Source organism: Ramlibacter sp. G4-7, from assembly GCF_057784995.1.
The window spans coordinates 238,775-261,793 of the sequence record NZ_JBYNTT010000001.1; the positions used below are offsets into that span (position 1 = coordinate 238,775).

Sequence of the window (23,019 nt, forward strand, 5' to 3'; positions counted from 1 at the left end):
TCACTCCATCTCGAGCCGCTCGTAGGCGAGCACCAGTTCCTCCATCGCCACGTCCGTGCCCTTGGCGTTGAAGGGGCCGCTGGTGTGCTTGATGATCCGCGCGCGCAGCAGCTTCCAGGTCTGCACCACCTGCGTGTGGTCCTCGTTCTGCAGGTGGATGGTCACCGTGCGCAAGGCGTTCTGGTCGCCGTTGCGGATCTGGTTGAGCCAGTTGTAGAGCGAGAGCGAACCGATCGCGCCGCGCTTCATCGTCACGTCGGTGGACTTGTTCAGCCCCGTGATCTTCATGACGCTGTTCTCGCGGCTGTTGCCGTTGCGGTATTCGGACACGGTCACTTCCATGCCGACGCCGCTCACCTCCTGGAAGCCGGCCTCGGGGCCTTCGGTGCTGCCGCTGCCCAGGTCCACGAGGAAGTTGAACTGCACGTAGGGACGGTCTCTGAGGGTCGCCATCGCGTTCTCCTGGGGGTCACACCTTGCGATCGGCCGTCCACTGGCCGATGCGGAAGATCACGAACTCGGCCGGCTTCAGCGGCGCCACGCCGATGAGGCAGACCAGGCGGCCGTTGTCGAGGTCGTTCTGGGTCATGGTGGAGCGGTCGCAGCGCACGAAGAACGCCTTCTCCGGCTTGTCGCCCAGCAGGGCGCCGTTCTGGAACTCGTTGAGCAGGAAGTCCTCGATCGTGCGCCGCACGTTGCCCCACAGCTGCTCGCCATTGGGCTCGAACACCGCCCACTGCGTGCCCTTGTCGATCGAGCGTTCCAGGTAGGCGAAGTAGCGCCGCACGTTGACGTACTTCCACTCGGGGTCCGAGCTGATCGTGCGCGCGCCCCACAGGCGCATGCCGCGGCCCTCGAAGAAGCGGAAGCAGTTGATGCCCTCGGGGTTGAGCACTTCCTGCTGGCCCTTGTTCAGGAGCGTCTCGAAGCCCAGCGCCAGGCGCACGACCTCGTTGGCCGGCGCCTTGTAGACGCCGCGCTCGATGTCGTTGCGCGCATAGATGCCCGCGACGAAGCCGCTGGGCGGCAGGTCGATCTCGTTGCGCGTCACCGGGTCCAGCACGGTGACCCACGGGTAGTAGAGCGCCGCGTACTTGGAATCCAGCCGGGCGCGCATGTTGCGCACTTCCGAGATGGACTGGGCCTCGGCGCTGTCCAGGACCGCGACGCGGTAGCGCATCCGTTCGGCGTGCGCGATCAGCAGGCCGTGGATCGCGTCGGCGTCCTCGTCGTAGTTGGCGTAGTCCCAGGTGGAGCCGGGTGCGGCGACGATGGAGATGTCCTCCACGTCCTCGAACTGCCGCAGGCCCAGCGCGAACGAGCGCGCCGGGTCGGACTCGCCTTCGTAGTCGCCGGCGCCGGGGCGCTCGCCGTCATGGCCGCCGGTGATCAGGAAGTCGGCCCAGACGCCCATGCCGATCTTGTCCTCCACCCGCACGTTGCGCGCCTCCTGCGCATCGGTCGGGTCCAGCAGCGGCAGGGCATCGCCGTCGAAGAGGACCGCCAGCACGTCCGCCGCGCTGGCGATGGCCGTGGCGTCGCGCGCGATCACCAGCGGCAGCAGCCGCGCGTCCGCCGCAGACGCGGGCGAGGTGGCGAAACGGTCGAAGACCGAGTCGCCGCTCGCCCCCTGCCGGTGGGCGGGGTCGATGGGCAGGTCGGACCAGGTGGCGATCTCGCGCGTACCGTCGCGCGACAGCAGCGTCACGCCCAGCGTCACCACGCGCAGCGTGTCGCCGGCGGCCGGCACCGGGTCGGGAAAGAGTTCGTCCAGCGTCTGCGTGCCGGAGACCGCCGAGGGCGGCGAGCCGCTGGCCACCTGCTGGAAGCGCCAGACGGCGTCGTCCTCGTCCCAGAGGGCGAGATAGAAGCGGCCGAGGTCGCCGGCGACCTGCGGGCTGGTGATGTCGCGCGCCCAGACCAGGTCGCGGTGGTTGAGCGCCCCCACCGTCGTGCGGCGCCGGCGCGTGACCGGGTCGATCGCGGAGCCCAGGATGTTGCTGCGCGCGCGCAGGGTGAAGCGCACCCGCCAGTTGCCCATGGCGCCCGGGTGGCGCGCGCGCACCATCAGCCCGGCGCCGACGAGGTCGACCACCCGTGCGTGGCCGTCGGCGTAGCGCAGGTTGTCGCTCGGGCCCGTGGGCGCGGACACCGAGAACTCCTGGTCCGGGTCGAGGGGCTCGAACAGCTGCGGCCGGTCGCCGCCGGCGCCCGACTGGTACACGCGCGAGACGTACAGCCGCTTGCCGCCTTCGGTGAAGAACGCCCGCACCGCGTGCCACAGGAAATTGGGCGCGGTGCCCGAGTCGGCGAAGACCAGTTCGTCGCCGCCGCCGTAGACCTGTTCGAAGTCGCCCAGGCTGGTGACGATATCCGGCTCCAGGTGCACGGGCCCGAAGCGGGCCGGCCCGATGAAGCCGGTGGTGGTCGTCGACACGCCCTCGATCGACTTGGCGCGGAACGAGACTTCCTCGACGAAGACGCCAGGAGCCAGGTATTCGGGCATGGAGGATCTCCTTTCGGCTCAGGCGCCGACGAACAGGAAGGGGGAGCCGTCGCTGCGCGCGACGAGGGGAAGGCCCGCGCGCAGGACCTGCGGGCCCAGTGGCGTGGACGGCGAAACGGCGCCGCGCAGCAGCGCGACCTCGGGCTGGGTGTGCAGGACGTGCAGGTCCGGGCGCTCGCGGCCGGCCAGGGCCGGGTCCCAGAAGGCGCGCAGGTTCACGTCCCAGCGCAGGCGCTCGAAGCCGGCCGCGGGCGTGGGGGGCGAGCCATGCAGCGGCGGATCGCGCGGCGGCGGCAGGCGGCAGGGCAGCAGCAGTTCGCCGCCCTGGTCGGCCACGCCTTCGCCCAGGCGCGTCGTGCCGAACCAGAGCTCCATGCGGGCCCAGGAAGCGGGCCGCGCGGGATCGGAGGCGCGGCGCAGTGCGGCGCGCACGGTGCCGGCGCCGCCCACCACCGTGCGGCCGGGCGCGCTGTACAAGGGGATCGCCGGTTCCCTCGCTGGCGGCGAACCGGGATCCAGCATCGGGTCGTACAGGCCCTCGGTCGGCAGGTCCACGGCGACTTCCAGCGGCAGGAAGCGCGCGAGCGCATCGTGCATGCGCAGCTCGTAGCGCCGCGTGGGCGGCGAGCCTTCGAGCGGCCGCCGCAGGCCGCGCAGCGTGTGGACGGCGAAGGCGCCGTGCGGATGCGATGCGAGCCGCTGCCAGGGGCCGCTGCCCGCGCGCCGCAGTTCCACGTCGAGCCCCTCGGCGACGATGCGGCCGTCGAAGCTGTCGCGGAACAGCACGCCGAACAGCGCGCGCAGTTCCAGCACGTCGTGGCTGTCGCGCAGCTGCCGCGGATGCAGCGATACGGCACTCACGCTCCCGCCTCCGCGAATTTCTCGGTGCCCGCTTCGAGCCGGCGCACCTGCACCAGGCCCTCGTCGCGCATCGCCACTTCGGAGTCCAGCCGCACCATGCGCGCGACGTAGGTGACCGAGGTCTGCCAGCGCGCCTTGTACTTATCCCACAGCCCCAGGTAGTCGGCCAGGCCGGGCGGGTCGCAACTGAGTTCGACCATCTCCTCCGGCTCGAACACCGCGCGGCCGCGCCGGCTGAGCGAGTGATTGAGCTCGTTGGCCGGCAGGAGCGAGTTGTCCTCCACGAAACGCATCGCCCAGCCAAGCAGGCGCAGCTGGCGTTCGGCCTCCGCGGCCCAGGGCGTGAGCAGGAAGTGCAGGTCCACCGGCAGGGGCGGTCGCCGCCGCGTTCCGTCGGGCAGGCGCCGCGGCGGCTGGTTGCGCGCGCTGTTGACGGTGACGCGGTACAGCATCACCGAGAAGCCCTCGGTGATCGCCGCGTCGCCGAAGTCGTGGCTCTGGTACAGCGTGAAGGTCGGCGTGCCGGCGAATTCCTCGCGCGGACATTGCTGCTCCAGCAGGCGCAGCACGGTGCGTGCGACGGCGGCGATGGCGAGGTAGCTGGCCATGGCTCAGGGCTGCGCGGGGAACGCGGGCCCGCGGCCGTAGAGGTCCGGCACGCCGCGGGATTTCTTCTTGCGCTTTTCCACCACATGCCCTCTCTCGAGTTTCTTGAGTGCCTGCACCACCACGTCCAGCGGGGCCTCGCCGTAGTCCGGCGCGAGCCACCACCGCTGGATCCCGCGCGGCGTGTCCGCCGCGGCGGGATGGCGGGAGAGGTAGCTCACGATCCATTGCGCGACCTCGTCGGGGGTCGGGCACGCTGTGTTCATCGCACCCGCCCGTGCAGTGCCTGTGTCCCCGTACTGCAAGCGGCGGACCAGGGGCGAGCGGGTGGTGGCAGCCAAGCAAATCAAGCACTTGCGCTGCAGCTGCGGCGCTTGCGCCCAAGGCACGGCCGCCAGGGTGGGGCGGCGGCGCCCCGCTGCGAGCGCGCGCGTGCGCGCCCGTTCGGGGGCGCGGCAGCAGGAGGGAAAGGGGGATCAGCGCAGCGGGGAGTCCGCCTCGCCGGCGGCGGGCCGCTGCAGCCCGTACTTCTTCACCAGCTTGCCGAAGCGGCTGCGTTCCTTGCCGGCGAGGCGCGCCGCCAGGCTCAGGTTGCCTTGCGCCCGCAGCAGCAGTTCGTGGACATAGCGCCGCTCGAAGTCCGCGATCACCTGCGCCTTCGCCGCAGCGAACGCGAGGCCCGGATGCACCGGCGCTTCGACGGCGGCGGCGCCTGCAGGCGGCACCAGGCCAAGGTCGATGCGTTCTCCGTGCGCCATGAGAAAGCACCGGTGGACGCGGTGTTCGAGTTCGCGCACGTTGCCCGGCCAGGGATGGCGGCACTGCAGCGCGGCGGCGCTCGCTTCGTCCAGCTCGCGCCGGAGGCCGTATTGCGCGCAGAGCCGGCGCACGAAGGCCTGCGCGAGCAGCAAGGCATCGCCCTCGCGTTCGCGCAGGGGCGGCAGCGTGACGCTCAGCAGGTTGAGGCGGAACAGCAGGTCCTGGCGGAAGTGGCCGGCGCGGCTGAGGGCTTCGAGGTCGGCATTGCTGGCCGCGATGACCCGCACGTCCCCGTCCTCGAAGCGGGCCGCACCCACCGGCCGGTAGCTGTGGTCCTGCACGAAGCGCAGGATCGCCGCCTGCGCCCGCGGGCTGAGCGAATCGATCTCGTCGAGGAACAGCGTGCCGCCGCGTGCGAGCGCGATCATGCCGCGCGCGTCCTGCTTGGCGTCGGTGAAGGCGCCGCGCACGTGGCCGAAGAGCTCGGCCTCCAGCAGGCTGTCGGTGATCGCCCCGCAGTTCACCGGCACGAACGGCCCGCCGTGGCGGGCGCTCAGGTAGTGGATGGCGCGTGCCGCCAGTTCCTTGCCGGTGCCCGTTTCGCCGCACACCAGCACGGTGGCGTCGACCCGGGCCCATTCCAGCAGGTATTGCAGCGCCTGGCGGAATCGCTCGGAGGAACCGATCAGGTTGAGCCCCACCCAGTCGGGCTTCGCACGCCGGGAGGTGGCCGGCTGCAAGGATGGAATCGCGCCCGGACCTCGTCCGTCGCTCGCGTCGTCGCGCATGGGTTTCCCCCCTCCCGGCGGAATCTAGCACCCGTGCTGCCCGGACCTGCCCCCCCGGAGGAGAGAGAAGCGCGTAACGGAGGCGTCAGCGCGGTTACGGGCTTTTGCTGTGCTGCGCGTGGAGCAGCAGTTGCGTCGCCGCAGCGACCCGCTTTGACGTGCGCCCGCCTTCAAGCTGCCGCGGCCAACTCCGCCTGTGCCTTGTCCTTCGTATAGGAGAGGATGGCCTTCTCGGCGTTGTGGTTCACCAGGCGGAAGCCATGCGGCCGCAGGAACTCGTCGATCTCCTGGACGAACTGCGGCTGGTGATACTCCAGCGTGATGTTGTCGGTGATCGACAGCGCCTTCTCCTGCCCGCCGGCCAGCACCTTCATCTCGTGGCCTTCGACGTCGATCTTCAGCAGGTCGATCTTCTTCAAGCCTTCCTGCTCCACCACGGCATCGAGGGTGGTGAGTTGGACGGTGATGCCGTCCGCATCGCTGTCGCCATCGACCACGTGGCTTTCCACGGACACGTCGCGCACGAACTTCGCTTCGCCGCGGCGGGCATCGAGGGCGCTGTTGACGCACCGGATGTCCGCGGCGGTCCGCGTGCGGATCCGGTCCAGGTTCTTCTGCAGGCGCTCGTAGGTCCACGGATCGGGCTCGAAGGCGATCAGCCTGAGCTTGTCACCGAACTGCAGCGCCTGCTTCATGGAAAAGAAGCCGACGTTCGCGCCCACGTCCACCACCACCCGCTTCTCGTCCGTTCCGGTCGAGGGCAACTCCAGGTACTGCCGTTCCTGGAAGATCTCCCAGAGCCCCGCCACTTCGCGCGAGTGCATGTCGAGGTCGACATCGAAGTCGTGCAACTGCAGCGTCACGGTCTGGGTGCGTCCCCTGAACAGTTTCATGTGCAGGCCCAGGTAGGCGAGCGACATGGCGGCAGTCGTGCGGTAACCGCGGCGCGTGTGCCTGAAGCAGTAGGCGATGTGGCGCGCGTAGTTGGAGACGCGGTTGAGGTGTTTGTGGTTGAGCATGGGGCGCAGAGAGCCCGCCATCATGCCGAGACTCACGACAAATTCCTCCTCGCGGAAACCATTCGTAAGTGAATCGGAGCCTTTCCGGCGATCTTGAAAACCAAAGGATTAAGCCGAAGGATTCACCCGCCAATGCGGCCCGCCACCAGCGTGAGCAGGTGCAGACCCAGGCCGATCGCGCCGCCGACGATCGTGCCGTTCACGCGGATCGCCTGCAGGTCCTTGCCGATGTTGAGTTCGATCTGGTCCGCCATCTCGCGCCCGTCCCACTCGCGCACGGTGTCGCGCACGTGGCGGGTCAGGAATTCGGCGAACTGCGGCGCGAGCCGGGTGGCGGCCGCCTCGAGTTGCGCGCGCAGAGCCTGGCGCAGCTGCGGGTCCCGCGTGAGTTGCTCGCCGAGCCATGCACCGCCGGCCGCGACGCTCTGGTGGAACACCGACTGCGGATTGCGCAGGTCCTGCGTCAGCCATGCCTTGAGCGAACCCCAGAGGCTGCCGACGTAGGTCCCGAAGGCGTCGTCGTTCAGGAGGTACTGCTTGATGTCTTCGCCGCGGGCCTGCAACGCGGGGTCGGACTGCAGCCGCACGACGAAATCGCGCACCCACTGGTCGAACAGCTGCCGGTAGGCGTGTGCCGGATTTGCGCGGATGCTCTCCAGGCGGCCGGTGACGGCATCCGCAATGGCAGCCGCCACGTTCTGCGCGATCCATTGCCTGGGCAGGATCCGCTGCTTGCGCGGATGCTCCTGGCTGAGCCAGTCGATCACCTGCGCTGCCATCCAGGCGCGCGTCTCCGGACGATCCATCAGCCGCAGGGCGCGGTCCAGCGCCTGTTCCAGCAGCTGGTCGTGGCGGCCATTGCTGGTCAGCGTGTCCAGCACGCCGCGCAGGGCGCCGGTCAGGTCCACCCCCTTGAACACCTGCCGGGCGGCGTCGCGCACGAGTTGTTCGATGCGCTCGTCCTCGACCAGGTGGAGTGCGCCTTCCGTGGCCTGTGCGAGATACGACCCCAGGCGCCGCGCGTTCGCCGGGACGGTGAGCCAGTCGGCGACATACCGCGACGGGTCGTGCTGGCGGATCAGTTCGACCAGCGTCTGGGGCGCCAGGAACTTCTCCTTGACGAAGGCGGAGAGGTTCTCGGCGATGCGGTCCTTGCTGCGCGGGATGACGTCGGTGTGCGCCGTGATGAAGGGAATGCCGGTGGGGATGCGGCGGAACAGTGCGCTCACCGCGAACCAGTCGGCCAGCCCGCCCACCATCGCTGCCTCGGTGATCGCGCGGACGGCGAGCACCCATGGGTTCGGCGTGACCAGCATCGTCATCGCGAAGATGCATGCCGCGGCGGCCAGCAGCAAGCCGGCCTTGCGCTTGGCGAAAGCGAGTTCCTGCCGTTTGTGCTCCACGGTGCCCTCCGGTGCGGCTGGATCGTTGCGCGTGGCCCGACCTGCCGAGACGAACAGCCGAAGGGTTCGCGCGCGCGCCGCAGGCAGTCTGCCAGAGTTCTCCCGCCACCTGCCAATCGGCGAGACTACGGCCATGAACTGGAAGACGTCGGACCTTTGTGATGCCTGCGCCGACGCGCAGGTGTGCGAGCTTGCTTTTGCCGGCTTCGGCCGCAGGCGAAGTTTTGCCGGGACGATCCGCACGGTGCGGTGCGACGAAGGACTGGCTGCGCTGCGTGACCTCCTGCACAGTCCCGGCGCGGGGCAGGTCCTGGTCGTGGATGGTGCGAGCCTGCCATGGCGTGCCCTGTTCGGGGATGTGATGGGCGGCATCGTTCATCGCAATGGCTGGGAAGGCGTGGTCGTCAACGGCTGCGTGCGCGACCGCAATGAACTGGACGCGATGGACATCGGCGTCAAGGCACTGGGGACGGTGCCCCGCCGCGCCCTTCCCCAGGGGAAGGGGGCGGTGGACGTGGTGCTGCAGTTCGGCGGCGTGAGCTTCACGCCCGGCAACCGGCTGGTCGCGGACGACGACGGCGTGATCGTGCTGCCTGCCGGCGTGAGCGAGGCGGACCTCGACGTCGGCGGCCAGGTGGCGGCGACGGCGGCCTTCGCGCAAGGACGGAGCTGAGTTCCCGCGCGCTGGAGGACTGGTTGAGCCACACCGGCGTGCGGCTCTGTCGTATCCTGCCCTGCACACCCTCTCATCGGGGAAAGGAATGGTCATGCAGGAAAAGTCCGCCGATCGGCATCCGCTGAGCGACCTCGAGTACGACTGGGTCACGCTGATCCAGAACAAGGCGCAGGCGCTGATGGCGTACGACCAGTACATCAAGGATGCGGAAGCTGCGAACTCGCCGGAGTGCGCCGCCTTCTTCCGCAAGGTCCACGACGCCGACAAGGCGCAACTGGCCGAAGCGAAGCAGCACCTGCTCGCGGTGATGCAGGGCAAGATGGGCTCGCCTCCGAAGAAGTGAGCCCGCGCTGACAGCGTCGGAGATGGGGCGGCTGCCGCGTCCGAAGCGCGCGCAGGCCACCAGGGCGCACCCAAAAGTTGCGCGATTCCGACGCAAGGAAGGGGAATGCGGACGGCCGGTGTCCGGCGCGCCCCGGTCCCGCAGATACTGGCAGGCCCAGCCGGCCGGGTTCCTCCGCGCCCGGGCGATCGGCGCCGCCGTGATCCCCCGGGAAGAGGACCGGTCCGTGGGGCAAACCCATGTCCGTCCTCGAAACCAACATGATCGTGTTCCTGTGGCGCTGGCTACGGTACAAGATCGCCAGTTGGCAGATGAAGAACGTCGACCCGATGTACCCGGACATGATCAAGTACGTGAACGACAAGAACGACTTCGAGTCCACGTACGGCACGGGCTGGTAGGGCCGTCCACCCGCCGCTTCGGGGCGAAGCGAGCGCGGTCAGGATTACGGTGTGCGATCCACGGCAAGCGGCGGCCGCGGGATAGGCCGGATAGCCTCGTACGCGGCCGCGGCGCGCAGCACGAGTTCGTCCCGGAACATCGGCCCCACGAACTGGATGCCGATCGGCAGTCCGTCGGCGGTGAGGCCGCAGGGGATCGTGCACGCAGGCTGCTGCGTCAGGTTGAACGGATAGCTGAAGGGAGTCCACGCGAGCATCGCCTGCGGCGACATGGGCACCGAGCCCGGCGGACGGATCTCGAAGGCGGGCACCGCGACCGAGGGCGTCACCAGCAGGTCGTAACGCTCCATGAACTGCCGCATGTGCGATCCGAGCGCGCCGCGACGCACGTGCAATTGCTGGAGCTGCAGCGCCGACACCTGGCTCCCCAGCTGCGCCTGTGCGCGGAAGTCCGGATCGGTGCGCGCCTGCTGCTCCGGCGTGAGCGTGTTCCACACCATCCAGGCGCCGGCGAACCACAGGCCGGTGGTGATCTCGAGCGGATCCTCGAATCCGGGGTCCACCTCTTCGACGTGCGCGCCGGCGTCCGCGAGCGAGTCCACCGCAGCGCGCACGGCCGCCGCGACTTCGGGGTGCACCTGCGCATAGCCCAGGCGCGGCGACCAGGCGATGCGCAGCGCGGCGAGGCCCTGCCGCAGGACGGCGGTGTAGTCGTCGTCGTTGGGCGGCAGCGAGGTCCAGTCGCGCGCGTCGGGACGTTTCATCACGTTCATCGCCAGGGCCGCGTCGCGCACGTCCATGGTGTGCGGCCCCAGGTGTGCCACCGTTCCCATGGGCGACAGAGGATGGGCCGGCACGCGACCGAAGCTGGGCTTGAGGCCGAAAGTGCCGCAGAAGGCTGCCGGGATGCGCACCGAACCCGCGCCGTCCGTGCCGACGGCGATGGGGCCCATCCCCAGCGCCACCGCGGCGGCGGCGCCACCCGACGAGCCGCCCGGCGTGCGTGCCGGGTTCCAGGGATTGCGCGTCAAGCCGCTGCGGGGCGAATTGGTTTCGCCCTTGCAGCCGAATTCCGGCGTCGCCGTCTTGCCCAGGAGGACGGCGCCCGCTTCGCGCAACCGGGCCGCCACCGGCGCATCGACGTCCCACGGCTGGTCCTCGTCGACCGTGAAGCTGCCGCGCAGCGTCGGCAGGCCCTTGGTGAGGATCAGGTCCTTGATGGACACCGGCACGCCGTCCAGCGGCCCGAGCGCCGTCCTGCCGCGCCAGCGCGCCTCGCTCGCGCGCGCTGCGTCCAGCGCGCCTTGCGCGTCCACGCGCACGAACGCCTTGAACTCGGGATTGAAACGCTCGATGCGGGCCAGCACGGCGCGGCACGCTTCCACGGGCGACGCCGCGCCGGAGGCGAAGAGGCGTCCGAGCAGATGCGCTGGTGCGTCGGCCAGGTCGGCGGGGAAATCGGGCATGCGGTCCTCCGGATGCGGGCGCAGGAGCAGGCTAGCACGCGCGCTGCGCGCGGGCAGGAGAGTTAGCCCGCATCAGGTTCGCCTCTCCGATTCAAATACTGGCCCGATCGCATGGGCCACGCATAGCGGACGCGTGCATCCAGGGAGGGAAGCTGCCTGCGGATCCGGCACTCCCCTGCTGTATAACCCCCGCGATCAACAGGAGGTGAGATGGGACTTCTCGACGGAATGCTCGGAAACGCAGCGAAGATCGACCCGGCAAGGATCCAGCAGGAGTTCGCGCAGATCCTGGCGCCTGGAGAGTCGGTCCAGCATGCCTACCAGCTGATCCGGGACTACTTCGTCTTTACCGACAAGCGCTTCGTGCTCGTGGACAAGCAGGGCCTGACGGGCAGCAAGGTCGAATACCACTCGATCCCGTACAAGAGCATCACGCACTTCAGTGTCGAAACGGCCGGCACGTTCGACCTGGACGCGGAACTCAAGATCTGGATCTCGGGCGCGGCCGCTCCCATCCAGAAACAGTTCAACAAGAAGTTGAGCATCTACGAAGTGCAAGCTGTCCTGGCCAGCTACGTGCTTCGGTAGTGCCCCAGGCGCCGCCGGCCACCACCAGCAGACGCCGGCGCCCACGCATCACCGGCACAGCCCCGCGAACCGGTCCTGCGGCTTGCACGCGCTGGGCGGAGGCGCAGCCGCTTCCTGCACCTGGCAGCGGCTCAATCGTTCCCTGGCCAGCGGCGAGTACTGCCAGCCCGCGCTGAGCGCAGGCAGGGGCGATCCCGGCTTCCAGGTCAGGGCCTTCCACTTCGGGTGGCCCTTCGCCTGCAGGACGTCGAACTTTTCGCAGAAGCCGTCCGCCAGCGCGGACACGAACTGCCGGCGGTCCGCGTCGATGAAGCTCGCGGTGATCAGGTAGGAGTCCACCGAAAGCGAGGGCAGGGTGGCATCGGCGATGTTCAGCGCGGGATAACTCGCCTTCTGGATGTCGGCCTTCTGGTATTCCTGCAGCAGCTTCGCCGATGCGGGGTGGTTCGGGTCGAACTTCAGCAGCTTCAGGTTGTCCGGAATGTTCGTTGCCAGCAGCTTGAGCGGCTGGCCGCCCACCAGGACGACCACGTCCATCTTCGGGAAATCCTTGTAGTAGTCGGGATCGCCCAGGACCATCAGGGCCGAACGCCGGGTCTTCGTTCCTTCGTCGTCACCGGTCACCGTGGGATTCACGAAGGGCGCCACGATGACGGGCCTTTCCTTGAACATCTTGCTGTAGATGTTCAGCGCGGTGAGGTAGGTGCCGCTCTTCTCGGCATCCATCCAGATGCGCGAGCCCTTGATCTGGTGGATGTATTCGAGGGGGCTGTCCTTGCGGACCAGGAAGTGGATCTCCTCGCGGTACAGCGGCATGAACACGCGCAGGCTCGCGAGCAGCTGCGCGTACTGCCGGCGGGTCTCGCGCGGCACCTGCGGGCTGTCGCGCAGGTACACGAAGGCCGCATAGACGTCGGATTGCACGATCGCCAGCCCGACCCCCTTGGTCTGGCTCAGCTCCTCGACGTTCGCCCAGGAGCCCTTGGATTCCCGCACCTCCAGCGAGGGCGCGACGAAGTCCCTGAGGTTGTTTCCGATCTGGTAGTACGTGCCGGTCTTGCCGCCGGTCACGATGACTTCGGCCGAAGCCGCCGCGGTCAGCAGGGCCGCGGACAGCAGCACCTTGAGCACCCATCCCAGCCAGGTCCGGACCGTTCCATCTACTGCATGCATGACGTCTCCTTCGGTGTCCAGGTTCATTGCGCACGGCACAAGCCCGCCGCCTCGTTGGCGACCGAGCAGAGCGCCCGCTTGGGTGCGGGCGGCGGCGGTGCCGGCTGCTGCCCCGCCGGCTCCACGTCGGCGCGCGTCACGGCGGGTCCCGATGCAGGCACGGCCGCGGCCGGCTGCAGCGCGACGCTGCGTGCAGCGTCCGCGGCCGGCGCACGCGCCGCGCCCTGCATTCCTGCCTGGCCGGACTTCAGGCCCAGCTGGCCGGCGAAGAGCACGACCGCGGCGAGCACGATGCAGCCGAGCACCGTGGCCAGTGCCAGGGGCGACCAGCGCGCACGCGGCTTGTCGACGGGCACGGCGTGCTTCGCGTGCCGGCGCTCCGCGCCGCCATCGGGCGATGGGTCGAAGGGATCGAAGTCGACCGCCGGTGCGACGTCGGGCAATGACGCGAAGTCCACCGCTGGCGCGACGCCGGCTGCGGGCGCGACGCCCGCAGCCGAGGCGACGCTGGTCGCCGGCGTGAACTCGGCTACCGGTGCGACGTGGACCATCGACGCGACATGGGGCACCGACGCGACGTGGACCGGCGCCGCTTCGCGGGGCTCCGGTGCGATGTGGGGCACCGATGCGACGTGGGGAACCGACGCCACGTGGGGCACCGACGCCACGTGGGGCACCGACGCCACGTGGGGCACCGGTGCGACATGGGGCACCGGCGCGACGTGAGGCACGGGCGCGACGTGAGGCACGGGCGCGACGTGAGGCACGGGCGCGATGTCGACCGGTTTGGGGACGGCTGCTTCGGTTGGCGGATTCGCTGCGGTCGCGCGTGCCCCGGTCGACGCATGCCCGCAATACGGGCAGTAGGCGACGTTGCCGAACCATGCCTCGCGGCAGAAGCTGCAGCTCGCGCGCGGGGTCGCGGTGACGCTCATGACGCTAGGCCTTCAGTTGCCAGCCGAGCGCGCGCGCCAGGTCGGGATGGTGGATCCAGAGATGGCCGTCGTGCACGAACGGCAGCGCCAGCCATGGCCTCGTCACCACGATCTCGCCGAACGACACCGCGGGCTGGCCCTCCGCCTCGACCTGCAGGATGGCGCGGCTCGGCTCGTTGCCGAGGTGCGCGGGTACCCCGTGGCGCGCTTCCATCCGGAGCCCCAGCACCACCCCATCCTGCGCGGACTCGAGCAAGGGCACCACGACTTCGGCGGGCCCGTCCGCCTGCGTCCGCCGCCATCGGCCGTCGTCGATGCGCGACGTATCGCGGTAGCACACGCGTCCCGTGCACAGGCGCAGCGCGTCCAGCGATGCGGATTCGGGCGACGCGACCGCCATCTGCACATGGTCGAAGGCCGCACCGTCGTTCCTCGCGCACAACTGCCAGAAGCTGCCATTGCGCTGCATGTAGGGGCAGCCCATGCCGAAGACGGGCTTGAGCTCCGCGGGCCATGGGATCCACGCGACTTGCTTCTGGCCGTCGGCGTCCAGTTGCAGCACCAGCTGGCCCTGCTCGCAAGGCCAGGTGACGTGCAGGTCGTTGAAGACGGGCGCTTCGAACCCATGGGCCGGCACGGGGGCCTGCGTCGACAACACGATCGTCGTGTGCCCGCCTTTGCCGTAAGGCTGGCCCACCAGGTGCACCATGCCGCGCTTCCCGTGCACGGGAAGCCAGATCTCGCCTCCCCATGCCACGGCGCCGCCCACCGCGGGACCGTCCCCGGCGAAGTCGACGCTGTAGCGCAGCCCGAACACGCTGGGCGTGATCGCCGCGAGCCCCGTCACGGACGGGCAATACGCCGTGGCCTGGCCCTCGCCGTGGACAAGCTCCATGCGCCAGCCGCGCGGGTTGCGCAGGCGCTGCGCCCAGCTCCTGCTTGCCGTGGGCTGCAGCGGCATCCACTGCAGCGACTCCGGCAGCAGCACCGAGAGCTTGCCTTGTTCGGGCTCGATGGCCAGGAGGGTCGGGCAGGCGACGTCGAACCTGTCGACGACGAAGCGGTACTGGCCCCGCGGCAGCGGCGGCAGGGTGACCTCGGGCCGGTCAGTCGCCGAGCGTTCGTCTGCCCGCGCCAGCGCCAGCGGGACCGATGTGCGCCGCACGCCCCGGGCCACGCGTTCCGCCGGCGAGACGGGGGATTCGCCGAAGGGTGGCACCCAGGACGGCTGCGGCGAAGGGGAGGGAGCAGGCAGGGGAGCGCCGGTGAGCAGCGAGTACCTGAAATCGGGCGGAAACCACTTGCCGCTGTCCGGGTCGGGGCGTGCGTCGACCAGGCGGGCAACGTCCCGCGCCGGGACGCTCGGATCGACAGCGGCCCCGGCCCGCGTGGCGACGAGCCGCCACTCCTCGGACCGCCGGTCACGATGCCAGGTCCCGGAACCCAGCACCCACGGCTCCACCTGATCTTGCATGTCTCGCCTCCTGGGGCCCGACCGCCTGTCCACAGCCTAAGGAGGACGATTTAACTCGGCGGAGCCGAATTTGAACGTGACAAGAATCCCCGCTCTTTGTAAGAAGCGATAAGAACTGTCTGTCGCACAAACCCGGGAGATGGCTCAGCCGGGCCCGCTTTGCGCGCGTCTCAAATGCCGACGCGGTACTGCTGTTCGACCAGTTGCATTCCGACCTGCGCGACCACGACGAACCCGCCATCCGGCGTTGCCGCGATGCTCCCGTCCAGGATCTGCAGCACGGCGCCTTGGGGCTGCGCATTCGCATCGAAGGCCTGCGCGAAGTCGCCCCAGGACAGCAGGAACCCGCCACCTGCGAGGGCGGTCACGCGCGCGCCCGCGCCGGCATTGGCGAACGTCAGCACCGGCGTGACACTGCCCGCCTGCGGCGCGAACACCTGTCCCTTCACCTGCGGGGCTTGCGGCCCCGACGGGATCGTCGTCCAGATCGCGATGTAGTTGCCGTTGCCCAGCCCCACGCCACCCTGGGCGGTGGTCTGGTCGAAGGGAGGCGACTGGTAGCCGCCCTGGCTCTGCAGGGCCGCATCGCGCACGGTGACCTGCGCGAGGCCGCTTCCCGCGCAGGGGCAGAGCAAGGTCGCGGCCGTGGCGAGCCCTCCGCCCGGCGTGGACGCGCTGGTAGCGGGCCTGCCGGGGATCTCCGACGCGAGTGCCGCGGGCGCGCCGAGCGCGTTGCCGAGCGCGTCGAAGCGCCGTGCCATCAAGCTGATCGGAAAGTCGCCGGGGACCGTCACCACGTGGGACTCGCGGTATTGCGCGGCGAAGCCACCGTCGCCGAGCGGGTAGACGCCGGCTCCGCCGGCGAGCGCCGGATCTCGCAGGCCCGCGGATTGCGCTTCCACCTGCGCCTGCGTGCGGACCACCGCCGGCGCGCCGGCCAGGGCGCCGGTCGCGTCCATGACCTGCACCAGCACCACGCCAGGCTGGCTGTATTCGATGACGTAGCCGCCGCCTGCGAGCGCCGCCACGCCCGTGAAGGTGCCGCTGGCGGCGATGGAAGTCGCGCTGCCCACCGGGCTGCCTCGCACGTCGAAGCGTTGGCTGTGCACGCCGGCGTCGTCGCTCCAGGCGGCCACGCGCATCCCGCTGTTCAGCACGGCCACGCCGCGCGCAATCGAGTTCACGTTTGCGAGGACGACGGGCGCGCCAGGGGCCGCGGTGGCAGGGGCGACCTGCACCAGCGCCACTTCGTCGACATGGACGAAGCCCTCCCCGGCGTTCTTCCAGACGAACACCTGGGCCTTCGTTGCACCGGCCGGGGCCGTCACATCGGCTTGCACGGACGCATAGGTCGTCGAACGGAACACCGCGTTCTGTGCCAGCAGTCCGGTGCCGGCGTCGTCGATGAACATCACGCCGAGGTAGCCGGTCTCGCCCGGGTCGCTTACCCTGGCCTGCGCACTCACGCGATAGCTGCTGCCGGCGACGATGCCGCGCACGTCCTGGCCGAATCCGCCGGCGCCGGTGCCGACCTGTGTCGCGAAAATGCCGGCCGCGGCCGGCATGGACCTGCTGGTGTTGCCCCAGTCCATCCAGCCCGCGAGCCCGCCTTCGAAGCCTCCGTTGGCCACCAGGTTGCCCGACGACGCGAGTGCCGGCGGCGCGTCACCTGCGTCTTGCAGCGCGAAGTCGTCGACGAAAGCTTGGCCGCTGCCCGCGTTCTTCCAGACGTACACGAGTGCTCTGGCCGCGTCCGGCGGTGCCACGACATCGAGGCTGGCCGTCGTGTAGGCGGTGCTGGAGACGAGCACCGAGTTCTGCGTGAAAGGCGCGCCCGAGGCGTCGGTGAAATTGACGCCGATGTATGCGATCTCGGAGGCGGCGCTGACCTTGGCCTGCGCCCTCAACCGGTACCTGTGGCCCGGCACGATGCCTGCGATCTCCTGGCCGGCGCCGCCCGCGGCGCTTCCCAGGCGCAGCGCCGCATTGCCGGTGCTCGCCTGTCCAGTCGCCACGCCGGTGTTGCCCCAGTCCACCCAGCCCGCTGTGCCGTTCTCGAAACCCGGGTTGGAAAGCATGTTTCCGGACGCAAGCGGCGTCACGGTTCCGGCAGTCGTACTCACGGACTGCTGCGCCAGGGCGAAGTCTTCGACTGGGTTAGCTTGCGCCGATGAGCCCGCGGCTGGCGCTGCGGGGCCGGCATCGCCACTTCCGCCGCCACCGCAGCCGGCAACGGCAAGGACGACTGCAACCGCGACTGCGGCGCCTCCCCAACGGAGGAATCGTGTGAACACCCAGCTGGTCATCTGCCTTCTCCCTGCTTGAAGCCTGCTGCCGGAACATCCGTGGCGAACCGATTGATTTCGGTCCCCCGCCACGCAACTCGTGCGTTCCAACTGCGGAGCTTCGGGGGAGTTGGTTACGTCTCCTTGTCAGCAGATGTCGGTGGACGCTGTCAGCCGAGGCTGGCTCAGCAGGTGAGGGCGCTCGGCCTCAACCCGTCAGCGCCACACGCGGAAGTTGTTCACCTGGATATCGCCCGTACCCACTTCCGGCTCGATGCCCAGTTCGACGCTCACCAGGTGTTCGTTGCCGTTGGCCCAAGGGGTGCCGAAGGCGTCCTTGCGCGTGGTCACGTAGTTGACGATCTTGGCCAGGTCCAGCGTGCCCGGAGGGATCGGCTGGTCCGGTTCGAACACGATGAACTTCCAGCCGGCGTTGAAGCTCGAGAGCACGCGGCCAGTCCCGTCCTTGAACACGTAGACGTGGTACAGGATGCCGTCGATGGTGACGTCATGGTCGTACCACTGCGGGTTGCGGGTCGGGTAGGTGCCGTAGCCGCCCCAGTAGTCCACCGGCACGATGATCTCGTGGGTGATGTCCTTGCCGAAGCCGTTGTGCTGCGTCGGCGACCCCTGCAGGAACATGTCGTACGCCAGGTGCCCGCGTCCCGTGGGCGGGCTCATGTGCTTGAGCGCGAACGAGGTCTTGAGCGAGGCGATCGGCAGCTGCAGCGGGAAGAAAGTGCCGGGCGTGCGGCCGGAGGGGAAGGCCTGCGAAATGCTTCCGTTCGGCAGCCGCACGTTGAAGCCGCCCGGCGTGCTCCAGGTGTTGAACCAGCCCGGCTTCTGGCCGGCGACGATGCTGGGGAAGCTCTTGATTTCGGTGCAGCAGGTCGGCCACTTCCAGGCGATGCGTGCCGCGATCTCGCCGTTGGGACCCACCTTCGGGCTCACGCCGGTGTACTGCTCGAAGTGCGTGCCGTCGACGCCCGTGAAGTTGCCGCGGGTGAGGCCCCACGGGGCCCAGACGCCGTCCTCGATCCAGTAGGCCTCCGTGTCGCGGCCGGCCTGCAGCAGCGTGTCAGGCCACGCGGCCAGCGGCACCACGCCGAAGTCGAACGCGGTCGACCCGGGTGCGGGTGCGGGTGCGGGAGCGAGTGCGGCTGCGGGAGCGGTTGCGACTGTACGCCCCGGTGCGGGAGGGGAAACGGAAGCGGGTGCCGCTGCGGGTGCGGGTGCAAGCGTGGTGACCGGCGCCGTGCCCGGCGCGGGCGCCGAATGCGTCGCAATTTCTGCATTCGGGGTCGGCGTCGTGCCTTGCGTGCCGGCATCGGCGACCGCTTCGCTGGAGCCGCCGCCGCCACAGGCCGTCACGGCGAAGACGGCGGAAAGCAGGGCACCACTGAGTCGTAGGGAACGGGCAAGGGGAAGGGGATGTTGCATGGGGCGCTGGTGGGTGGCCGGACTGGGGCCGGTGTCGTGCACTCGTCGTGCGGAGTGCATTGCGAGGAGCTTCGAGAAGAAGGCGCGCATGGTAAGCAGGCGCCCACCAACGCCATGTGCGCCAAAAGACGTAGCCGGCGGGTGCCGGTAACACGCCATCGCATCGCGCCGCGCGCTCGGAGCGCCTGCTCCATTGCCCGCGGCCGGCCCCCCCGAGCGACAGCCCAACCATGGCGATGCCCCGCGATGCCTCGCCGCCCTCCGGCTTGCTGCGCCCGTGCAAGAAAGATGACGGAACGCATCAGAGTTGCACCATGCACCCATGCCTCAGCTGCGCGCGCGCGGAATTGGGCCGTACAAAGCTTGCGCTGCGTTACCGCGCACCGCGAAAAATTCGCGCCGTACGCAGCCGCCCAATGGCCCGCGCAAAGGCGCGTTCGCGAATCGGAGAGGAAAGATTGCGCCTGCAGAGGCGCGAGGCGCGTTCAGTCCGGCGTGCCGCGCAAACGCGCGAGCGCCGCTCGTTGTTCCGCGAGCATCCGCACGCACTGCGGGCTGTTGCGCAGCTCCGCGCGCATGCACTGCTGAGCCTCGCACAGGTCACGTGCGATCCGCAGCTCGTACGGACATCCCGATGCCGCGGTCAGCGTCGCTGCAGGCCGCGGCCGTGGCGCGCGCGGGCGCGTCGTCGCCGCGGTGGCGACCTGGGGGTGACGCACCGACGGCGTGGGGCGAGTGCGGGCGGCCGGCGGCACGACGGCATTCCGTGCGCTGTGCTGCGGGGGCCGGGGGAGCCGCGCAGCCGTCTCGGGTGGGATCGCCGCAGCGGCGGCCGGCGGGGCCACGGCCGGCGGGGCATTCGACACGGTGTCCACGGCCGAGGCTGGAGCGGGTGCGAGCGCCACGCGCTCTGGCGCCGCGGGCGTGGCGGGCGCAGCGGGCGTGGCGGGCGCAGCGGGCGGAGCGGGCACTGCGGGGGCGGGTGATGTCGCCATCGGCGAGGCCACTCGCGGCGGCGCGTCATCCTTGCCGGTGACGCTGTTGTTCCGGATGAGGTTGGGCGCGAGCAAGGCTGCGGCGAGACAGGCCGCCATCAGGTTGCGCCCGAGGCGATGGCGATCCATGGGCCTTCGGGACGCATGCTCCGTCGCATGCATCACGTCGGGGATGGACACCGGCCCCGGCATCGTGGGAACGGGCGCAGCCATCGGCACGGGCAGCAGCCCCGCTTGCGGCTCAGCGGGAACGGGACGCTCCGTCACCGGCGCGCGGGTCCACGCGGGCAGGCCGGCGGCCGCCATCAACGCGAGGGAGAACGCGTCCGCGTCGCGGTAGCGCGCCTCGGGGTCCGCCGCTGCAGCGCGCAGCAGCACCTCGTCCAGTGCCTGCCGCATGCGCGAAGAGCACACGCCGGACAGCAGCACCTGCGCAATACGCGCTGCGGCTTCCAGGTTCGGTTGCCGCTCGTTCGACAAGGACCATCCAGCCGCAGGCAGCTGGAGCAGCCCGGTCCGCGTGACCTGCACGTGGTCCACGTCGATGTCGGCGTGCACCATCCGGCGCGCATGCGCATGATCGAGCGCGGACAGCAACTGCAGGGCCAGCGCCAGGCCCTGGAACACCGGAATGCGGCCGGCCCGCGCCAGCAAGGCCGACAGCGGTTCCGTCTCCACGGGCTCGGCCGCGACGTAAGCGACCTTGCCGTGCACACCGGCGGCGAGCGCGGACACGATGTTGGGGTGCCGCATCCTGGGCAAGCGGAAGGCGAGCCTGCCTTCTTCGGCCAGGTCCGTCCCGGCCGGGGAGGTGATCAGCGTGACCTGGCGTCCGAGTTCGTGGTCGAACGCATCGTGGAAGGTCGTCGCGCCGTCGTGGCGCACGGCGTCCAGCAACTGGAATCGTCCGAATGCGAGAGGGAGGTCACTGGCAGACACCCGCTGATCATTCGGCGCTGTCTGCCTCGGGGTCTGTAGGACGGTACCGATTGTGAAATTGGAAACGTGAAGCCGTCGCCGGCACCTTGCGGCGCCGCGACGGCTTCACATATCGCTGCATGCCGGCGCGATGTGCGCGCCGCCGCCACCCTAGCGCCAGACGCGGTAGTTGCCGACCTGGACGTCCCCGGTTCCCTCGACCGTCTCAACGCCCAGCTCCACGCTGACCGCGTACTCGTTGCCGTTGGCCCAGCGCTGGCCGAAGGCGTCGCTGCGCGTGCTCACGTAGTTGATGATCTTGGCCAGGTCGAGCGTGCCCGGGGGGATGGGACGGTCCGGCTCGAACACGATGAACTTCCAGCCCGAACCGAAGCTCGAGAGCACCCGGCCGCTGCCGTCCTTGACGATGTAGACGTGGAACAGGTTGCCGTCGATGGTCACGTCATGGTCGTACCACTGCGGATTCCGGTGCGGGTACGTGCCGTAGCCACCCCAGTAGTCCAGCGGAATCATGATCTCGTGCGTGATGCCGGGACCGAAGCCGTTGACCTGGTTGGGCGTATTCTGCAGCCATATGTCGTAGGACAGGTGACCGAGGCCGGTGGGCGGGCTCATGTGCTTGTAGGTGAACGAGCTCTTGAGCGACGCGATCGGCAGTTGCAGCGGGAAGAAGGAGCCCGGCGTCTTGCCCGAGGGGTAGACCTGCGAGATGGTGCCGTTCGTCAGGCGCACGTCGTTGCCGCCCGGCTTGGTCCAGCTGTTGTAGTAGCCGGGCTTGTTGCCCTTGATCGCGCTCGGGAAGCTCTTGACCTCGGTGCTCCCGGTGGGCCATTTCCACGAGGTGCGGAAGGCAACTTCGCCATTCGGCCCGACCTTGGGACTGACGCCGGTGGACTGCTCGTACGTCGAGCCGTACACGCCGGTGTACGTGCCGCGCCAGAGGCCTGCGGCTCCCCAGACGCCGTCCTCGATCCAGTATGCATCGTTGTCCAGGCCGGCCTGCAGGAGCGTGGTGGGCCAGGAGGCGGTCGACACGATGCCGAAGTCGGTGCCCGCGGGAGCAGGCGCCGGAGCGGGAGCGGGGGCCGGCGCGGGCGCAGGTGCGGGAGCTGGGGCCGGCGCGGTCGTGCCGGTGGTGGCGCTCAGCGCGATGTCGTCCGCGTAGACGAAACCGCCGCCGGCGTTCTTCCAGAGGTACACGAGCGCGCGGCTGGTGTTGGGGGGCGCGACCATTTCCAGCTGTGCCGTGGTATAGCCGGTGGCGCGCACCGGCACGTTCTGCTCCAGCAGGTGGTTGCCCCAGTTGTCGAGGAAGGCCATGCCGAGGAACACGGCTTCCGACGCATCGCTGACCTTCAGCTTTCCGCTGACGCGGTAGGCCTTTCCGGACTGGATGCCGGACACCGTGTTGCCCGCGCCGCCCGCACCGGTGCCGACGCGTATTGCGTACGTGCCCGAGCTCGACTGTCCGGTCACCGCCGCGGCATTGCCCCAGTTCTCCCAGCCCTGGAGCTGGGTCTCGAAACCGTTGTTGCTCACGAGGTTGGCGCTGGCCACGGGCGCTGTCGGCGCGATGGCGGCTGCGGGAGCGAACGTGAGCTCGTCGACGAACGCGTAGCCCGCGCCGCCGCTCTTCCAGACGTACACCTGGGCCTTCACGGCGTTCGCAGGTGCCGTGATTTCGAGGTTGGCCAGCGCGAAGGCGGTGTTCGTGACGCGCACGGCTTCCTGGGCGACGTTCGTCCCCCACTGGTCGACCATGTTGACGCCGAGCACCACCGTTTCCGAGGGGTCGCTGACGCGCGCCTGGCCGCTGAGCCGGTAGCGCGTGCCGGCGGTGAGGCCGGTGACGTCCTGCGCGGTGCCGCCGGCCGTGGTGCCCACGCGGAACGCACGCCAGGTGCCCGCGGCGCCGGCGCCGTCGATGGTCTGGGGGTTGCCGCCCCAGTTGGCCCAGTTCGCCATGCCCGACTCGAAGCTGCCGTTGACCAGGAGGTTGTTGCTCGTGATCAGGGCCGAGCGCAGGGAGGTGACCACGCCGCCGCGGCTGGCCAGGTCGGCGGGAACGCCGGCTTCCACGGCCGGGTCGGCCGTGCTCGAGCCACCGCCGCAGGCGCTCAGGGCCACGGCGAGGGCGACGGCCGTGCCGCTGTAGCGCAGTCGCGCTGGAACTGGGTTGTGCTTGTGCTTGAGTTCCATCATGGAGTTTCTGATGAGGTAGGAGGGGGGCCCGCTCACGGGCTCTTGTTGTGCCAAGGGGGTCAGTGACCCAGCGGCCGCGATGTTAGTCAGACGGCGCCTACATGGCACTAAGCTGGGTCCTACAAACGGTAAGCCCGCTGAGCCGGATGTTTACATCCCG

General features: G+C 69.6%; 20 protein-coding genes. 4 read left to right on the forward strand and 16 right to left on the reverse strand.

Translation table 11 applies throughout. The annotated features are described in order from the left end of the window. The 8 genes from AC3EGR_RS01175 to AC3EGR_RS01210 form a co-directional block, all read right to left on the reverse strand. Complete coding sequence (locus tag AC3EGR_RS01175; RefSeq protein WP_488544592.1) at positions 1-453, reverse strand: phage tail protein; 453 nt, start codon at positions 451-453, stop codon at positions 1-3. A gap of 16 nt (positions 454-469) precedes the next feature. Beyond that, on the reverse strand, positions 470-2,506 hold the full coding sequence (locus AC3EGR_RS01180) for a phage tail sheath family protein (protein WP_488544593.1): 2,037 nt from the start codon (positions 2,504-2,506) through the stop codon (positions 470-472). 18 nt (positions 2,507-2,524) lie between these two features. Then, positions 2,525-3,367 (reverse strand): hypothetical protein, encoded by an 843-nt coding sequence (locus tag AC3EGR_RS01185; RefSeq protein ID WP_488544594.1) that lies wholly within the window; start codon positions 3,365-3,367, stop codon positions 2,525-2,527. Further along, positions 3,364-3,975 (reverse strand): Pvc16 family protein, encoded by a 612-nt coding sequence (locus AC3EGR_RS01190; RefSeq protein WP_488544595.1) that lies wholly within the window; start codon positions 3,973-3,975, stop codon positions 3,364-3,366. The genes AC3EGR_RS01185 and AC3EGR_RS01190 overlap by 4 nt, the downstream gene beginning before the upstream one ends. 3 nt (positions 3,976-3,978) lie before the next feature. Then, complete coding sequence (locus tag AC3EGR_RS01195) at positions 3,979-4,239, reverse strand: hypothetical protein (protein ID WP_488544596.1); 261 nt, start codon at positions 4,237-4,239, stop codon at positions 3,979-3,981. Positions 4,240-4,449: 210 nt separating this feature from the next. Further along, entirely contained in the window at positions 4,450-5,520 is a 1,071-nt protein-coding gene (locus AC3EGR_RS01200; protein WP_488544597.1) for a sigma 54-interacting transcriptional regulator, read from the reverse strand. A gap of 170 nt (positions 5,521-5,690) precedes the next feature. Next, positions 5,691-6,539 carry an FkbM family methyltransferase gene (locus AC3EGR_RS01205; RefSeq protein ID WP_488544598.1) on the reverse strand — a complete coding sequence of 283 codons (849 nt, stop codon included), beginning with the start codon at positions 6,537-6,539 and terminating at the stop codon, positions 5,691-5,693. Positions 6,540-6,661: 122 nt separating this feature from the next. Next, positions 6,662-7,942, reverse strand: coding sequence for a DUF445 domain-containing protein (locus AC3EGR_RS01210; protein ID WP_488544599.1), 1,281 nt, complete (start codon positions 7,940-7,942; stop codon positions 6,662-6,664). Between the two features lie 133 nt (positions 7,943-8,075). On the opposite strand from AC3EGR_RS01210, the gene rraA reads away from it, so the two are divergent. The 3 genes from rraA (at position 8,076) to AC3EGR_RS01225 (ending at position 9,362) form a co-directional block, all read left to right on the forward strand. Next, positions 8,076-8,615 carry a ribonuclease E activity regulator RraA gene (gene rraA, locus AC3EGR_RS01215; RefSeq protein ID WP_488544600.1) on the forward strand — a complete coding sequence of 180 codons (540 nt, stop codon included), beginning with the start codon at positions 8,076-8,078 and terminating at the stop codon, positions 8,613-8,615. A gap of 94 nt (positions 8,616-8,709) precedes the next feature. After that, complete coding sequence (locus tag AC3EGR_RS01220; protein WP_488544601.1) at positions 8,710-8,961, forward strand: hypothetical protein; 252 nt, start codon at positions 8,710-8,712, stop codon at positions 8,959-8,961. Between the two features lie 239 nt (positions 8,962-9,200). After that, on the forward strand, positions 9,201-9,362 hold the full coding sequence (locus tag AC3EGR_RS01225) for a hypothetical protein (protein ID WP_488544602.1): 162 nt from the start codon (positions 9,201-9,203) through the stop codon (positions 9,360-9,362). A 44-nt stretch (positions 9,363-9,406) separates the two neighbouring features. Here AC3EGR_RS01225 and AC3EGR_RS01230 read toward each other — a convergent pair whose 3' ends face one another. Next, positions 9,407-10,828, reverse strand: coding sequence for an amidase (locus tag AC3EGR_RS01230; protein ID WP_488544603.1), 1,422 nt, complete (start codon positions 10,826-10,828; stop codon positions 9,407-9,409). A 210-nt stretch (positions 10,829-11,038) separates the two neighbouring features. Here AC3EGR_RS01230 and AC3EGR_RS01235 point away from each other — a divergent pair, with 210 nt between their 5' ends. Next, complete coding sequence (locus tag AC3EGR_RS01235; protein ID WP_488544604.1) at positions 11,039-11,416, forward strand: PH domain-containing protein; 378 nt, start codon at positions 11,039-11,041, stop codon at positions 11,414-11,416. A gap of 48 nt (positions 11,417-11,464) precedes the next feature. Here the strand turns inward: AC3EGR_RS01235 and AC3EGR_RS01240 are convergent, their stop codons facing one another. From AC3EGR_RS01240 to AC3EGR_RS01270, 7 genes are all read right to left on the reverse strand, one after another. After that, entirely contained in the window at positions 11,465-12,589 is a 1,125-nt protein-coding gene (locus tag AC3EGR_RS01240) for a TAXI family TRAP transporter solute-binding subunit (RefSeq protein ID WP_488544605.1), read from the reverse strand. A gap of 23 nt (positions 12,590-12,612) precedes the next feature. Beyond that, positions 12,613-13,524 carry a hypothetical protein gene (locus AC3EGR_RS01245; protein ID WP_488544606.1) on the reverse strand — a complete coding sequence of 304 codons (912 nt, stop codon included), beginning with the start codon at positions 13,522-13,524 and terminating at the stop codon, positions 12,613-12,615. A 4-nt stretch (positions 13,525-13,528) separates the two neighbouring features. Continuing rightward, entirely contained in the window at positions 13,529-14,998 is a 1,470-nt protein-coding gene (locus AC3EGR_RS01250) for a hypothetical protein (protein WP_488544607.1), read from the reverse strand. A gap of 170 nt (positions 14,999-15,168) precedes the next feature. Next, positions 15,169-17,076 (reverse strand): carbohydrate binding domain-containing protein, encoded by a 1,908-nt coding sequence (locus AC3EGR_RS01255; protein WP_488544608.1) that lies wholly within the window; start codon positions 17,074-17,076, stop codon positions 15,169-15,171. 423 nt (positions 17,077-17,499) lie between these two features. Further along, positions 17,500-18,723, reverse strand: coding sequence for a hypothetical protein (locus AC3EGR_RS01260; protein WP_488544609.1), 1,224 nt, complete (start codon positions 18,721-18,723; stop codon positions 17,500-17,502). A gap of 485 nt (positions 18,724-19,208) precedes the next feature. Next, on the reverse strand, positions 19,209-20,615 hold the full coding sequence (locus AC3EGR_RS01265; RefSeq protein WP_488544610.1) for a serine/threonine-protein kinase: 1,407 nt from the start codon (positions 20,613-20,615) through the stop codon (positions 19,209-19,211). A gap of 192 nt (positions 20,616-20,807) precedes the next feature. Beyond that, positions 20,808-22,895: a carbohydrate binding domain-containing protein gene (locus AC3EGR_RS01270; RefSeq protein ID WP_488544611.1), complete on the reverse strand. Its 2,088-nt coding sequence runs from the start codon at positions 22,893-22,895 to the stop codon at positions 20,808-20,810. Positions 22,896-23,019: the final 124 nt, after the last annotated feature.